The sequence below is a fragment of the Streptomyces malaysiense genome, assembly GCF_000980885.2.
Lineage (GTDB): Bacteria > Actinomycetota > Actinomycetes > Streptomycetales > Streptomycetaceae > Streptomyces > Streptomyces malaysiense.
On sequence record NZ_LBDA02000010.1, the window covers coordinates 1 to 14,035 of the forward strand.

The window sequence follows — 14,035 nt, forward strand, 5'->3', positions numbered from 1 at the left end:
CCCCACCCCCACCCACGGGACCCACCGCACCCTCGCCCACACCGAACCCCCCACCGGCCCCCGCATGGCCAAGGGCGAACCCCCGAGGCCCCCCAAGGAACCCGGCGGCGGCATCCTCATGGGACGGCCCTTCGGGGTGCCCGTGTACGTCGCACCGAGCTGGTTCCTCGTCGCCGCCCTGATCACCTGGGTGTTCGGCGGACAGCTCGACCGCGTACTGCCCGAACTGGGCGCCGCCCGGTACCTCGTCTCGCTGTTCTTCGCGGTCGCCTTCTACGCCTCCGTACTCGTCCACGAACTCGCCCACACCGTCGCCGCGATCCGCTTCCGACTCCCCGTCCGCCGCATCCAGCTCCAGTTCTTCGGCGGCGTCTCCGAGATCGAGAAGGAAGCCGAGACACCCGGCCGGGAATTCGTCCTGGCCTTCGTCGGCCCGCTCCTCTCCCTCGTCCTCGCCGGACTCTTCTACCTCGCCATGAAGCCCGTGCAGCCCGGCACCGTCCCCGGCGTCCTCCTCGCCGGCCTGATGGTCTCCAACCTCATCGTGGCCGCCTTCAACCTCCTCCCCGGCCTCCCCCTCGACGGCGGCCGGATGCTCCGCGCCGTCGTCTGGAAGATCACCGGCAAACCCATGAGCGGCACCGTCGCCGCCGCCTGGGTCGGCCGCGCCCTCGCCGTCGCCGTCCTCGTCGGACTGCCCCTGCTCAACTCCTCCGGCAGCCTCCGCGGCGGCACCGAGGACACCGGCGGCATGAACACCGTCACCGACGCCCTCCTCGCCGCCATCCTCGCCGCGATCATCTGGACCGGCGCCGGCAACAGCCTCCGCATGGCCAGGCTCCGCGAACACCTCCCCGAACTACGCGCCCGCACCCTCACCCGCCGCGCCGTCCCCGTCGAGACCGGCACCCCTCTCTCCGAGGCCCTGCGCCGCGCCAACACCGCCGGCGCCCGCGCCCTCGTCGTCGTCGACGCCGACGGCCACCCCCTCTCCCTGGTCCGCGAGTCCGCCATCGTCGGCGTACCCGAGCACCGCCGCCCCTGGGTCCCCGTCAGCAGCCTCGCCCAGGACCTCACCGACGGCATGCGCGTCTCCGCCGAGCTGTCCGGCGAGGAACTCCTCGACGCCCTGCGCGCCACCCCCGCCACCGAATACCTCGTGATCGAGACCACCGGCGAGATCTACGGCGTCCTCTCCGCCGCCGACGTGGAACGCGCCTTCGTCAAGGCCATGGCCCGCCCCGGCCGGTGACCGGCGGCCCACCCCGCTCCCGGCCCCCTCCACCGGTCAAGCACCCCGCGGGAACCCGGTAGTCTGGTCACATGTCCGAACCGACCGGTGCCGCCCGCAGGCGCGGGCCCTTCAAGGTCGGGGACCAGGTACAGCTGACCGACCCCAAGGGCCGCCACTACACGTTCACGCTCGAAGCCGGAAAGAACTTCCACACCCACAAGGGTTCCTTCCCGCACGACGAACTGATCGGTGCTCCCGAGGGCAGCGTTGTCCGCACCACCGGCAACGTGGCCTACCTCGCGCTGCGCCCCCTGCTCCCCGACTACGTCCTGTCCATGCCCCGCGGGGCAGCCGTCGTCTACCCGAAGGACGCGGGGCAGATCCTCGCCTTCGCCGACATCTTCCCCGGCGCCCGCGTCGTGGAGGCCGGCGTCGGCTCCGGCTCCCTCAGCAGCTTCCTGCTGCGAGCCATCGGCGACCAGGGCATGCTGCACTCCTACGAGCGCCGCGACGACTTCGCCGACATCGCCCGGCAGAACGTCGAACGCTACTTCGGCGGCCCCCACCCCGCCTGGCAGCTCACCGTCGGCGACCTCCAGGACAACCTGTCCGACACCGACGTCGACCGCGTCATCCTCGACATGCTCGCCCCCTGGGAGTGCCTGGAAGCCGTCTCCAAGGCACTCGTTCCCGGCGGCATCCTGTGCTGCTACGTGGCCACCACCACCCAGCTCGCACGCACCGTGGAATCCATCCGCGAGATCGGCTGCTTCAACGAGCCGACCGCCTGGGAGACCATGATCCGCAACTGGCACATCGAGGGCCTCGCCGTCCGCCCCGACCACCGCATGATCGGCCACACCGGCTTCCTGCTCACCGCCCGCCGTCTCGCCGACGGCGTCGAGCCCCCCATGCGCCGCCGCCGCCCCGCCAAGGGCGCCTACGGCGAGGACTACGCGGGACCCAACGCCGACGGCGGCAGCGCCCGCTGAAGCACCCGCACCCGGCACAACATCAGGGCGCCGCGGCCCAGTTCCCCGACCGACCCGGGAACTCGGCCGCGGCGCCCACTCGTTGACAGGTCACCACGCTCCCGGAACAACGGCGGACCGCCCCCTCCGCGGGCCCGCCACCACCGGGAATCCCGACCCCGCCGTTCCCACGCCCTGTGACGTGTGGCACCATGCAGGCCACACCCCCCGGCACAGCCCTCACAGGAGACACTCCTCGTGCTGCAATCCGCCGTTCCGGAGCTCGCCCACACCCACACCCGCCCCATCCACTGGCTCGCCACCGCCACGGCCGTCGCCGGCGTAGTGGCCCTCTCCTCCCTCGTCCACCCCGGATCGGCCACCGCCGCCCAGCCCATCACCGGCACCAAAGCGGCCCCCGCCCCCGCCACACCCGTCGCACCCCCCGGCACCACCGGCGTCACCTTCCCGCTCGACTGCGGACCCGAGAAGGCCATCGTCGTCAAAAAGGCCACCGGCGACCTCGACGGCGACGGCCGGCCCGAAACCGCCGCCGTCGTCCACTGCGACAGCGCCATGGGCACCCCACCCGACGGCGTCTACATCCTCACCCGCGCCGCCGACGGCCACACCCCCCGCGTCGTCGCCACCCTCGTCGACCCCAAGGACCGGCTCACCGTCACCGACCTCGCGATACACACCGGCACCGTCGGCGCCACCCTGCTCGGCTACTCCTCCGACGCCGTACCCCGCTGCTGCCCGGACACGAAAACCCCGGCCGCATGGCACTGGAACGGCAAAACCTTCCTGCGCACCACCCCGGCCGGGGCCCACAGCGTCTGAACGACGCGACGTCCGGAAAACGCGGCTCACTCCGCGTCCGGACCATAAACCTCCACCCTGTCCAAAACCCTGCGCACATGGATGCACTCACCAGGACACTCCCTGGCCGAATCCACCACATCCGTGAGCAACGGCAACGGCACCGGCGTCACCGCCCCCGCCTCCTGGAGCAGCTCGTCGTCCGCGCCCTTCACATAGGCCAGACCGTCGATGTCCAGCTCGAACACCTCCGGGGCGTACTGGACACAGATCCCGTCGCCGGTACACAGGTCCTGGTCGATCCACACCTCCAGCGCCTCACCGGCCGGGGCCTCCTGCTGCACGGTCACCTCTCCTGACATCGGTACGCCGCACCCCCGGCACGGCACACGCCGGCCGGGACCACACCAGCGGCAGTCGAACACGCCCGACCCTACCCCCGCCCCCGAACCCCCCCGCCTCCGGCCGCCCACGGGTTTCCCTCCACATCGGCTCGGGTACGAGCGCTCGACCAGAGACAGGACGCATCAGACCCCGGACACACACTTCCAGCCACACCCACACTGACACCGCCCGCTCACACCGTCGCTCTACGTGATGACCGTACGAGCGCCCTGCGGCCTGCCCGAGAACCCGCCCAACCGGCCCGGAGCCGACAACTCCGGCCACCCCCGAAGGGTTTCGACCACGCCAACCAAGGAACAAGCCGCTTCCCCATCACGTTGAGTGGGTATCCCCTCCGTGCGAGGGAGTGCGCACCGGGTGACCGACGACACACCTTGACAGTCATTGTGATCTAGGGGTTTCAATCGACACCCACCCAGGTAGGGTCTGGAAGCGTCCAGCTCCCCTTGGAGGAGGTGAGGACCGTGGCAGCCCACGACGACGACATGAACCGCGGCATCCGCCCGGGACGCGGGTCCGACGACCCGGCCGGGCAGATCGCCTACCTTGAGCAGGAGATCGCCGTCCTGCGACGCAAGCTCGCCGACTCTCCGCGACACACGAGGATTCTCGAAGAGCGGATCGTCGAGCTGCAGACGAACCTGGCCGGCGTGTCCGCCCAGAACGAACGACTGGCCAACACCCTCCGCGAGGCCCGCGACCAGATCGTGGCCCTCAAGGAAGAAGTCGACCGGCTCGCCCAGCCACCGGCCGGCTTCGGAGTCTTCCTGCAAGCCAACGAGGACGGCACCGCCGACATCTTCACCGGCGGCCGCAAGCTCCGCGTGAACGTCAGCCCCAGCGTCGACCTCGACGACATGCGGCGCGGCCAGGAAGTCATGCTCAACGAAGCGCTCAACGTGGTCGAGGCCATGGAATTCGAGCGCGTCGGCGACATCGTCACCCTCAAGGAGATCCTCGAGGACGGCGAACGCGCCCTCGTCCTCGGACACACCGACGAAGAACGAGTGGTCCGCCTCGCCGAACCCCTCCTCGACGTCACCATCCGGCCCGGCGACGCCCTCCTGCTCGAGCCCCGCTCCGGATACGTCTACGAGGTCGTCCCCAAGAGCGAGGTCGAAGAACTCGTCCTCGAAGAAGTCCCCGACATCGGGTACGAAGCCATCGGCGGCCTCGGCAACCAGATCGAAGCCATCCGCGACGCCGTCGAACTTCCCTACCTCTACCCCGACCTCTTCAAGGAGCACGAGCTGCGCCCGCCCAAGGGCGTCCTGCTCTACGGCCCCCCCGGCTGCGGCAAGACACTCATCGCCAAGGCCGTCGCCAACTCCCTCGCCAAGAAGGTCGCCGAAGTCACCGGCCAGGCCGCCGGCAAGAGCTTCTTCCTCAACATCAAGGGCCCCGAACTCCTCAACAAGTACGTCGGCGAAACCGAACGCCAGATCCGCCTCGTCTTCCAGCGAGCCCGCGAGAAGGCCAGCGAGGGAACCCCCGTCATCGTCTTCTTCGACGAGATGGAATCCCTCTTCCGTACCCGCGGCTCCGGCGTCAGCTCCGACGTCGAGAACACCATCGTCCCCCAGCTCCTCGCCGAGATCGACGGCGTCGAAGGCCTCCAGAACGTGGTCGTCATCGGCGCGTCCAACCGCGAGGACATGATCGACCCCGCCATCCTGCGCCCCGGCCGCCTCGACGTGAAGATCAAGATCGAGCGTCCCGACGCCGAGGCCGCCAAGGACATCTTCGGCAAGTACCTCACCGAGCGGCTCCCCCTCCACACGGACGACCTCGGCGAACACAGCGGCGACAAGAACGCCACGGTCCAGGCCATGATCCAGACCGCGGTCGAGCAGATGTACGCCGAATCCGAGGAAAACCGCTTCCTGGAAGTCACCTACGCCAACGGAGACAAGGAAGTCCTCTACTTCAAGGACTTCAACTCCGGCGCCATGATCGAGAACATCGTCGGCCGCGCCAAGAAAATGGCGATCAAGGACTTCCTCGACAAGAGCCAGAAGGGCCTCCGCGTCTCCCACCTCCTCCAGGCATGCGTGGACGAGTTCAAGGAGAACGAAGACCTGCCCAACACCACCAACCCCGACGACTGGGCCCGCATCTCCGGAAAGAAGGGCGAACGGATCGTCTACATCCGCACCCTCATCACCGGAAAGCAGGGCGCGGACACCGGACGCTCCATCGACACGGTGGCAAACACCGGTCAGTACCTGTAAAAGCGGGGCGGCTGCGGGTGCCCACGACGGGTACCCGCAGCCGACTGCTATTCCGGCCACGACCGGAGCAGGCAATGACGCAAATGATCTCCCCACCAGCGCAGAGGCGTTCTAGGCTCTTTCCTACCGCCGAGTCGCGCAGTGCGGGCACGGGCACCGCACACGCACCGGAGCGCCAGCGGTACGTGAGCGGCACCCATCACCGAGGGCGCCGCCGGGCAAGGAGGGCCGCATGACCGTACGGCGAGTAATGGGCATCGAGACGGAGTACGGCATCTCCGTCCCCGGCCACCCCAACGCCAATGCCATGCTCACCTCGTCCCAGATCGTCAACGCCTACGCGGCGGCGATGCACCGGGCCCGCCGGGCCCGCTGGGACTTCGAGGAGGAGAACCCGCTACGCGACGCGCGAGGCTTCGACCTCGCCCGGGAGGCCGCCGACGCCAGCCAGCTCACCGACGAGGACATCGGCCTCGCCAACGTGATCCTCACCAACGGCGCGCGACTCTACGTCGACCACGCCCACCCCGAATACAGCGCCCCCGAGGTCACCAACCCCCGCGACGCCGTCCTGTGGGACAAGGCCGGCGAACGCATCATGGCCGAGGCCGCCGAACGAGCCGCCCAGCTCCCCGGTGCCCAGCCCATCCACCTCTACAAGAACAACACCGACAACAAGGGCGCCTCCTACGGCACCCACGAGAACTACCTGATGCGGCGCGAGACCCCGTTCTCGGACATCGTGCGCCACCTGACGCCCTTCTTCGTCTCCCGCCAGGTGTTCGCCGGCGCCGGCCGTGTCGGCATCGGCCAGGACGGCCACGAACACGGCTTCCAGCTCAGCCAGCGCGCCGACTACTTCGAGGTCGAGGTCGGCCTGGAGACCACCCTCAAGCGCCCCATCATCAACACCCGCGACGAGCCCCACGCGGACGCCGAGAAGTACCGCCGCCTGCACGTGATCATCGGCGACGCCAACCTCTCGGAGATCTCCACCTACCTCAAGCTCGGCACCACCTCCCTGGTCCTCGCCATGATCGAGGACGGCTTCATCGCGGTCGACCTGGCCGTGGACCAGCCGGTCCGCACCCTCCACCAGGTCTCCCACGACCCCGGCCTCAAGCACCTGGTCACCCTCCGCAGCGGCCGCACACTCACCGCCGTACAGCTCCAGATGGAGTACTACGAGCTGGCCCGCAAATACGTCGAGGAACGCCACGGAGCCGACGCCGACGACCAGACCAGGGACGTCCTGAGCCGCTGGGAGGACACCCTCACCCGGCTCGAGAACGACCCCATGAGCCTCGCCGGCGAACTGGACTGGGTCGCCAAGCGCGAACTCATGGAGGGCTACCGCCGCCGCGACGGCCTCGACTGGGACGCCGCCCGGCTCCACCTGGTCGACCTCCAGTACGCCGACGTACGGCCCGAGAAGGGCCTGTACAACCGCCTGGCGGCCCGCGGCCGCATGAAGCGGCTGCTGGACGAGTCCGAGGTCGACAGGGCGCGCAGCAAGCCTCCGGAGGACACCCGGGCGTACTTCCGCGGCCGCTGCCTGGAGCAGTACGCCGACGACGTCGCCGCGGCCAGCTGGGACTCGGTCATCTTCGACCTCCCCGGCAGGGACTCCCTCCAGCGCGTCCCAACCCTGGAACCGCTACGCGGAACGCGAAATCACGTCAAGGAGCTGCTGGACCGCTGCCGCACCGCGGAAGACCTGGTCAGGGTGCTGTCGGGCGGGTGAGCGGGGCAGGGGGGTACTCGGTGCGGTCCGTGGCGGCGGGTGGGAATCCCGCCGCCCGGGAATCATCGAGATGGCCCCCGTACGTTGCACGAACTGCGGGGCCGATGTCGGACCCGGCTTGTAGGGTCTGATCATCACCGATCGGCAGGCTAACTGAGCGGGGTGAGGGTTATGGCGACCAAGGACACCGGCGGCGGCCAGCAGAAGGCCACACGGTCCACCGAAGAGGTCGAGGAGCAGGCGCAGGACGCCCAGTCCTCCGAGGACCTCAAGGAGCGACAGGAGAAGCTGTCGGACGACGTGGACTCCGTCCTGGACGAAATCGATGACGTACTGGAGGAGAACGCCGAGGACTTTGTGAGGTCCTTCGTGCAAAAAGGTGGAGAATAAAGGCTTATCGGCTACTTCGCCTTCGAAGTGAAAATGCCAGGGGGAGCGGGTGGGTGAGGAGCCGGACGCCAAGGAACGCGGGAGGTGCGGGCGGGATCCTGCCTCGCGCGGCCTTCGCGCGGGACAGGAACCGGCGTGACGGTCTTCAGCCGTACTGCCGGGAGTGCGTGGCGGAGTACGGCGCCGCGCACTACCGGCGCCGCCGGGAGGCCATGGGCAAGACCGTCCGGCAAAAAGCGGCGGTCCCGTCCGGGCACAAACGCTGCCCGCAGTGCCAGGAGGTGAAGCCCCATGCGGAGTGGGAGCGGAACAGGTCCTCGTCCGACGGTTGGGCGAGCTACTGCCGCACCTGTCGCGCCGGGCGGAACCGAACCAGCTACCTCAAGCGCAAGTACGGTCTCACCGAAGCCGAGCGCGACGCGATGGTCGCCTCGCAGCGGGGGTTGTGCGTGATCTGCCTGAAGGCTCCGGCCGCGCATGTGGATCACTGTCACAAGACGGGTAAGGTCCGTGGCGTACTGTGCTTCAACTGCAATTCGGCCATCGGCAAGTTGGGAGACGATCCCGACGCCGTACGCCGGGCCGCCGCCTATCTGGAAGGAAACTCGTGGAAGCCAATACTCGTGGCACCGGGCGTCTACCAGCTGCCTTCCTGACGCCAGGATCCTCCTCCTTCATGGACTTCCTCGCCGGGCACCAGCCGGAGATGCTCCCCGGGAACCGGCAGCTGCCGCCGACGCAGGGGGTGATCGAGGCCCCGCACGGCACCACCATCGTGGCGGTGACCTTCCCCGGCGGCGTGGTGCTCGCCGGTGACCGCCGGGCGACGATGGGCAATGTGATCGCGCAGCGGGACATCGAGAAGGTGTTCCCGGCCGACGAGTACTCCGCGGTCGGCATCGCGGGCACCGCCGGCCTCGCCGTGGAGATGGTGAAGCTCTTCCAGCTGGAGCTGGAGCACTTCGAGAAGGTCGAGGGTGCGCAGCTGTCCCTGGAGGGCAAGGCCAACCGGCTGTCGACGATGATCCGTTCCAACCTCGGCATGGCCATGCAGGGCCTGGCCGTGGTGCCCCTGTTCGCGGGCTACGACGTGGACCGGGACAAGGGCCGTATCTTCTCGTACGACGTGACGGGCGGCCGTTCCGAGGAGCACAACTTCGCGGCGACGGGTTCGGGCTCGGTCTTCGCCCGGGGCGCGATGAAGAAGCTGTTCCGTGACGACCTGACGGAGGAGCAGGCCACCACGCTGGTGGTCCAGGCCCTCTATGACGCGGCTGACGACGACTCGGCGACCGGTGGTCCCGATGTCGCCCGCCGGATCTACCCGATCATCACCGTGATCACCGAGGACGGTTTCCGCCGGCTCACCGGGGAAGAGGCCTCCGAGATCTCCCGGTCGGTGCTCCAGCGGCGCCTGGAGGAGCCGGACGGCCCCAAGGCCGCCCTGCTCTGAGCGCGGCCCGGTTCTTGACAAGGTGATCACAGTGACCATGACAGAAAGGGACGGATAACCGGTGTCGACGCCGTTCTATGTCTCACCTCAGCAGGCGATGGCCGACCGGGCGGAGTACGCCCGCAAGGGCATCGCGCGTGGCCGCAGCCTGGTGGTCATGCAGTACGCCGACGGCATCGTGTTCGTCGGCGAGAACCCGTCCCGCGCGCTGCACAAGTTCAGCGAGATCTACGACCGGATCGGCTTCGCGGCCGCCGGTAAGTACAACGAGTACGAGAATCTGCGCATCGGTGGTGTCCGGTACGCCGATCTGCGTGGCTACACCTATGACCGGGACGATGTGACGGCCCGCGGTCTGGCCAACGTGTACGCCCAGACGCTGGGCACCATCTTCTCCTCGGCGGCCGAGAAGCCGTACGAGGTGGAGCTGGTCGTGGCGGAGGTGGGGGAGACCCCGGAGGGTGACCAGATCTACCGGCTGCCGCACGACGGTTCCATCGTGGACGAGCACGGTTCGGTCGCGGTGGGTGGCAACGCGGAGCAGATCAGCAACTTCCTGGACCAGCGGCACCGCGACGGGATGAGTCTGGCCGAGGCGCTGAAGCTGGCGGTGCAGGCGCTGTCGCGGGACACGAACGGCGGTGAGCGGGAGATTCCGGCGGAGCGGCTGGAGGTCGCGGTGCTGGACCGTACGCGTCCGCAGAAGCGGAAGTTCAAGCGGATCGTGGGCCGTCAGCTGGCGCGCCTGCTGGAGGCGGACGGGGCGGCCGCGGCGTCGGACGGCTCGGAGGAGTCCGACGGCGCGGAGTAGTCCGCCGCTTCCCGGTCCTCGGGTGCCCCGGCCCTTTCGGCCGGGGCATTTCGCGTTCAGCCCTGGTGGGTCCTCGGGGGCGCGGTGGAGCCCCGTAGGACGAGCTGGACGGGGATGTCTCCGCTCGTGGGCTCGTTGCCTTCCAGGACGGCGAGGAGGGCGTGCATGCCGCGTTCGCCGAAGAGTTCGGCGTCGAGGTGGACGGTGGTGAGTTCGGGGTCGAGGGCGGTGGCGAGGGCGAGGTCGTCGAGGCCGGTGACGGAGATGTCGTCGGGGACGCGCAGGCCGAGGCGGCGGGCGGCCTTGTAGGCGCCGGCGGCGAGTTTGTCGTCGTCGCAGACGATGGCGGTGGGGCAGGGGCCGGGGGTGGTGAGGGCGGCTTCGGCGGCGGTGCGGGCGCCGTCGATGGAGATGGGCGCGCGGGCGGTGCTCAGTTCGGTGCCGGGTGTGGCGGCGAGGCGGGTGGTGAGTTCGCGGGCGCGGGCCTCGAAGGTCCAGGAGGGTACGTCGGCGGCCAGGTGCAGGATGCGTCGGTGGCCGAGGCCGAGGAGGTGGTCGGCGACCTGGCGGATGCCGTCGGCGATGTCGAGGTTGACGGTGGCGGCGCCGGGGCTGGCGGTGGGGTCGCTGTCGAGCATGACGAGGGGGAGGCGGTCGCCGCGGATGGCGGTGAGGGCGTCGGCGGCCATGGAGGAGGCGAGGACGCCGTCGAGGGCGGCCTGGGCGGAGGCGAAGGGGTCGCGGGCGGGGCCGATGCCTTCGGGGGAGGGGTAGAGGACGACGCCGAAGCCGTGCTGGGCGGCGACGCGGGCGGCGCCGGTGTAGACGCCGGCGAAGAACTCGGTGGTGAGGGCGGGGACGACGAGGAGGACGGTGCGGGTGCGGCCGAGGCGGAGGTTGCGGGCGGCGAGGTTGGGGCGGTAGTCGAGGGCGCGGGCGGCCTGGCGGACGCGTTCGGCGGTGGCTTCGGAGACCCGGCCGCGCCATTTGTCGCCGAGGACGAGGGAGACGGCGGCCTGGGAGACGCCGGCGGCGTGGGCCACGTCGCGGCTGGTGGGTCGGGTGCTGCTGCGTGCCACGGGTGGGCCTGCTCCTTCGCCTGGACGCCTGAACAGCGCACATGGTACGTATGAGAGCGGAAGTTATACGTAACACTCGGGGCGCGGGGCGCCCGGTGCGAGCCACGGGAGGCGCCGCGACATGGCCACGGGTTATCTGGAGATACTCCGGGCGCGGCATGCGCTGCGGCTGCTGACGGGCACGCTGGTGGGCCGGTTGCCGAACGCGACGGCGGCGATCGCGCTGGTGCTGTTCGTGCGGGCCTCGGGCGGTACGTACAGCCTGGCGGGCGCTCTGGCGGCGGTGTACGGCGTCGCGAACGCGGTGGGGCAGCCGGTGCTGGGCCGGCTGGTGGATTTGTACGGGCAGCCGCGGGTGCAGCTGCCCGCGGCGGTGCTGGCGGCGCTGTCGATGACGGTGTTCGCGTTCGCGGGCATCGGTCCGCTGCCGCTGGCGTACGCGGCGGTGGCGGCCTCGGGGCTGTGCGCGCCGCCGCTGGAGGGCGGGCTGCGGGCGTTGTGGCCGTCGGTGCTGCGGGGCGAGGAGCAGGTGCACTCGGCCTACGCGATGGACGCGGTGGCGCAGGAGGTCATGTTCACGGTGGGGCCGCTGCTGGTGACGGTGTGCGCGGCGGTGTGGGACGCGCGGGCGGCGCTGCTGGTGCTGAACGCGCTGGGGGTGCTGGGCGCGCTGTCGGTGGTGGTGTCGGCGCCGTCGCGGGCGTGGCGGTCGGCGCCGCGGGAGGCGCACTGGCTGGGTGCGTTGCGTTCGCGGGGGCTGCTGGTGCTGCTGGCGGCGTTCCTGTTCGTGGGGATCGCGCTGGGTTCGATCACGGTGGCGTCGGTGTCGTACGCGGACGGTCATGGCGGGGACGCGGTGTACGGCTGGTTGATGGCGGGGCTGGGGCTGGGTGCGCTGGTGGGTGGTTCGGTGTACGGGGCGCGGCAGTGGGCGGGGGCGCCGGAGGGGCGACTGCGGGTGCTGGTGGCGCTTCTGGCGGTGTGTTATCTGCCGTTGATGCTGATGCCGGGTGCCGTGGGGATGGTGTTGCTGTCGGTGGTGTCGGGGGTGTTCCTGGCGCCGTGTATCGCGTGCGCGTTCATCCTGGTGGACCGGCATGCGCCGAGGGGTACGGTCACGGAGGCGTTCTCGTGGCTGGTGACGACGTTCACGGTGGGTGCGTCGGTGGGTACGGGGCTGGCGGGGCCGGTGGTGCAGGCCGGTGGCACGGTGTGGGGTTTCGCGGTGCCGGGCGCGGCGGGGGCGGTGTCGTTGCTGGTGTTGCTGGCGACCGGACGGGTCCTCGCAGCTCCTGTGCGGGGCGCGGTGGTTGCGGCTTCATCGGAAAATGATCCAAATCGTGCTGTCGAACCCCGTTTCAGCTCAACGGATCGGGCGTAATGTTCCCTCATGGACCGCCGCATTTTCGGGCTGGAGAACGAGTACGGCGTCACGTGCACGTTCAGGGGACAGCGCCGCCTGTCGCCTGACGAGGTGGCGCGGTACCTCTTCCGCCGTGTCGTGTCATGGGGCCGCAGCAGCAATGTCTTTCTGCGCAACGGCGCCCGGCTGTATCTCGACGTGGGCTCACATCCGGAATACGCGACACCCGAGTGTGACAATGTGATCGAACTGGTCACCCACGACAAGGCCGGCGAGCGCATTCTCGAGGGACTCCTGGTGGACGCGGAACGACGCCTGCACGAGGAGGGAATCGCGGGCGACGTCTACCTCTTCAAGAACAACACCGATTCGGCGGGTAACTCGTACGGCTGCCATGAGAACTATCTGGTGGCGCGGCACGGCGAGTTCTCCCGGCTCGCGGACATTCTGATCCCGTTCCTGGTCACGCGGCAGTTGCTGTGCGGCGCGGGCAAGGTGCTGCAGACTCCGCGGGGTGCCGTGTACTGCGTGAGCCAGCGTGCCGAGCACATCTGGGAGGGCGTGTCGTCGGCGACGACGCGTTCCCGGCCGATCATCAACACCCGTGACGAGCCGCACGCGGACGCGGAGCGCTACCGCCGGCTGCACGTCATCGTGGGCGACTCGAACATGTCGGAGACGACGATGCTGCTGAAGGTCGGGGCGACCGACCTGGTGCTGCGGATGATCGAGGCGGGCACGGTGATGCGGGACCTGACCCTGGAGAACCCGATCCGGGCGATCCGTGAGGTCAGTCATGACGTCACGGGGCGGCGCAAGGTGCGTCTGGCCAGTGGCCGGGAGGCGTCGGCGCTGGAGGTGCAGCGCGAGTACTTCGACAAGGCGGTGGACTTCTGCGACCGCCGCGGGATCCGTACGGGGACGGTCGAGCGGGTCCTGGAGCTGTGGGGCCGCACCCTGGACGCGATCGAGTCGGAGGAGCTGGACCGGATCGAGACCGAGATCGACTGGGTGATGAAGTACAAGCTCATCGAGCGGTACCGGGCCAAGCACAACATGACGATGTCGCATCCCCGGGTCGCGCAGATAGACCTCGCGTATCACGACATCCACCGCCGGCGCGGGTTGTACTACCTGCTGGAGAAGAAGGGTCAGGCGGCGCGGATCTGCAATGACGTGCGGATCTTCGAGGGCAAGTCGGTTCCGCCGCAGACGACTCGGGCGCGGTTGCGCGGTGACTTCATCCGGCGGGCGCAGGAGCAGCGCCGGGATTTCACGGTGGACTGGGTGCATCTGAAGCTGAACGACCAGGCGCAGCGCACCGTGTTGTGCAAGGACCCGTTCCGTTCGGTGGACGACCGGGTGGAGAAGCTGATCGCCGGAATGTAGCCGTCCGGCTGGTTCTGGTGGGTGTGGCGTCGCGGTGCCGGTGTGCCGCGGCGCCACACGCGCGTCGTGCGTTTCGCGTGCGGCGTCGGTGTCGGTGTCGGTGTCGGTCGTAGAGTTGCGCGCACGTCATCCGCAAGACCGAC

13 protein-coding genes are annotated in these 14,035 nt (G+C 69.4%); 11 read left to right on the top strand and 2 right to left on the bottom strand.

Annotated elements, in window-relative coordinates; genetic code table 11:
• From VT52_RS05340 to VT52_RS05350, 3 genes are all read left to right on the top strand, one after another.
• On the top strand, nucleotides 1–1,252 hold a 1,252-nt coding region (locus VT52_RS05340), incomplete at its 5' end, for a site-2 protease family protein (RefSeq protein ID WP_240509644.1).
• A gap of 71 nt (nucleotides 1,253–1,323) precedes the next feature.
• On the top strand, nucleotides 1,324–2,226 hold the full coding sequence (locus VT52_RS05345) for a tRNA (adenine-N1)-methyltransferase (RefSeq protein WP_046424346.1): 903 nt from the start codon (nucleotides 1,324–1,326) through the stop codon (nucleotides 2,224–2,226).
• A gap of 237 nt (nucleotides 2,227–2,463) precedes the next feature.
• Nucleotides 2,464–3,048 carry a hypothetical protein gene (locus VT52_RS05350; protein ID WP_046424348.1) on the top strand — a complete coding sequence of 195 codons (585 nt, stop codon included), beginning with the start codon at nucleotides 2,464–2,466 and terminating at the stop codon, nucleotides 3,046–3,048.
• Between the two features lie 26 nt (nucleotides 3,049–3,074).
• On the opposite strand, the gene VT52_RS05355 is transcribed toward VT52_RS05350, so the two are convergent.
• Nucleotides 3,075–3,377 carry a ferredoxin gene (locus tag VT52_RS05355; protein WP_046424349.1) on the bottom strand — a complete coding sequence of 101 codons (303 nt, stop codon included), beginning with the start codon at nucleotides 3,375–3,377 and terminating at the stop codon, nucleotides 3,075–3,077.
• A 519-nt stretch (nucleotides 3,378–3,896) separates the two neighbouring features.
• On the opposite strand from VT52_RS05355, the gene arc reads away from it, so the two are divergent.
• From arc to prcA, 6 genes are all read left to right on the top strand, one after another.
• Complete coding sequence (gene arc / locus VT52_RS05360) at nucleotides 3,897–5,663, top strand: proteasome ATPase (protein WP_046424415.1); 1,767 nt, start codon at nucleotides 3,897–3,899, stop codon at nucleotides 5,661–5,663.
• Between the two features lie 232 nt (nucleotides 5,664–5,895).
• A complete protein-coding gene (gene dop, locus VT52_RS05365; protein ID WP_338059176.1) occupies nucleotides 5,896–7,407 on the top strand; it encodes a depupylase/deamidase Dop in 1,512 nt (503 codons plus the stop codon).
• A 171-nt stretch (nucleotides 7,408–7,578) separates the two neighbouring features.
• Nucleotides 7,579–7,797 (top strand): ubiquitin-like protein Pup, encoded by a 219-nt coding sequence (locus VT52_RS05370; protein WP_037651273.1) that lies wholly within the window; start codon nucleotides 7,579–7,581, stop codon nucleotides 7,795–7,797.
• Nucleotides 7,798–7,964: 167 nt separating this feature from the next.
• Nucleotides 7,965–8,453, top strand: coding sequence for an endonuclease VII domain-containing protein (locus VT52_RS05375; RefSeq protein ID WP_240509645.1), 489 nt, complete (start codon nucleotides 7,965–7,967; stop codon nucleotides 8,451–8,453).
• On the top strand, nucleotides 8,405–9,250 hold the full coding sequence (gene prcB, locus VT52_RS05380; RefSeq protein ID WP_046424351.1) for a proteasome subunit beta: 846 nt from the start codon (nucleotides 8,405–8,407) through the stop codon (nucleotides 9,248–9,250). Before VT52_RS05375 ends, prcB begins: the two co-directional genes overlap by 49 nt.
• Nucleotides 9,251–9,311: 61 nt before the next feature.
• Nucleotides 9,312–10,061: a proteasome subunit alpha gene (gene prcA / locus VT52_RS05385; RefSeq protein WP_046424353.1), complete on the top strand. Its 750-nt coding sequence runs from the start codon at nucleotides 9,312–9,314 to the stop codon at nucleotides 10,059–10,061.
• A 56-nt stretch (nucleotides 10,062–10,117) separates the two neighbouring features.
• On the opposite strand, the gene VT52_RS05390 is transcribed toward prcA, so the two are convergent.
• Entirely contained in the window at nucleotides 10,118–11,140 is a 1,023-nt protein-coding gene (locus tag VT52_RS05390; RefSeq protein WP_046424355.1) for a LacI family DNA-binding transcriptional regulator, read from the bottom strand.
• A 121-nt stretch (nucleotides 11,141–11,261) separates the two neighbouring features.
• Between VT52_RS05390 and VT52_RS05395 the strand changes: the two genes are divergently transcribed.
• Together VT52_RS05395 and pafA are read left to right on the top strand one after the other, a co-directional pair.
• Nucleotides 11,262–12,521: an MFS transporter gene (locus tag VT52_RS05395; protein WP_046424358.1), complete on the top strand. Its 1,260-nt coding sequence runs from the start codon at nucleotides 11,262–11,264 to the stop codon at nucleotides 12,519–12,521.
• Nucleotides 12,522–12,530: 9 nt separating this feature from the next.
• Entirely contained in the window at nucleotides 12,531–13,892 is a 1,362-nt protein-coding gene (gene pafA, locus VT52_RS05400) for a Pup--protein ligase (protein ID WP_046424361.1), read from the top strand.
• The last annotated feature ends 143 nt before the right edge of the window (nucleotides 13,893–14,035 follow it).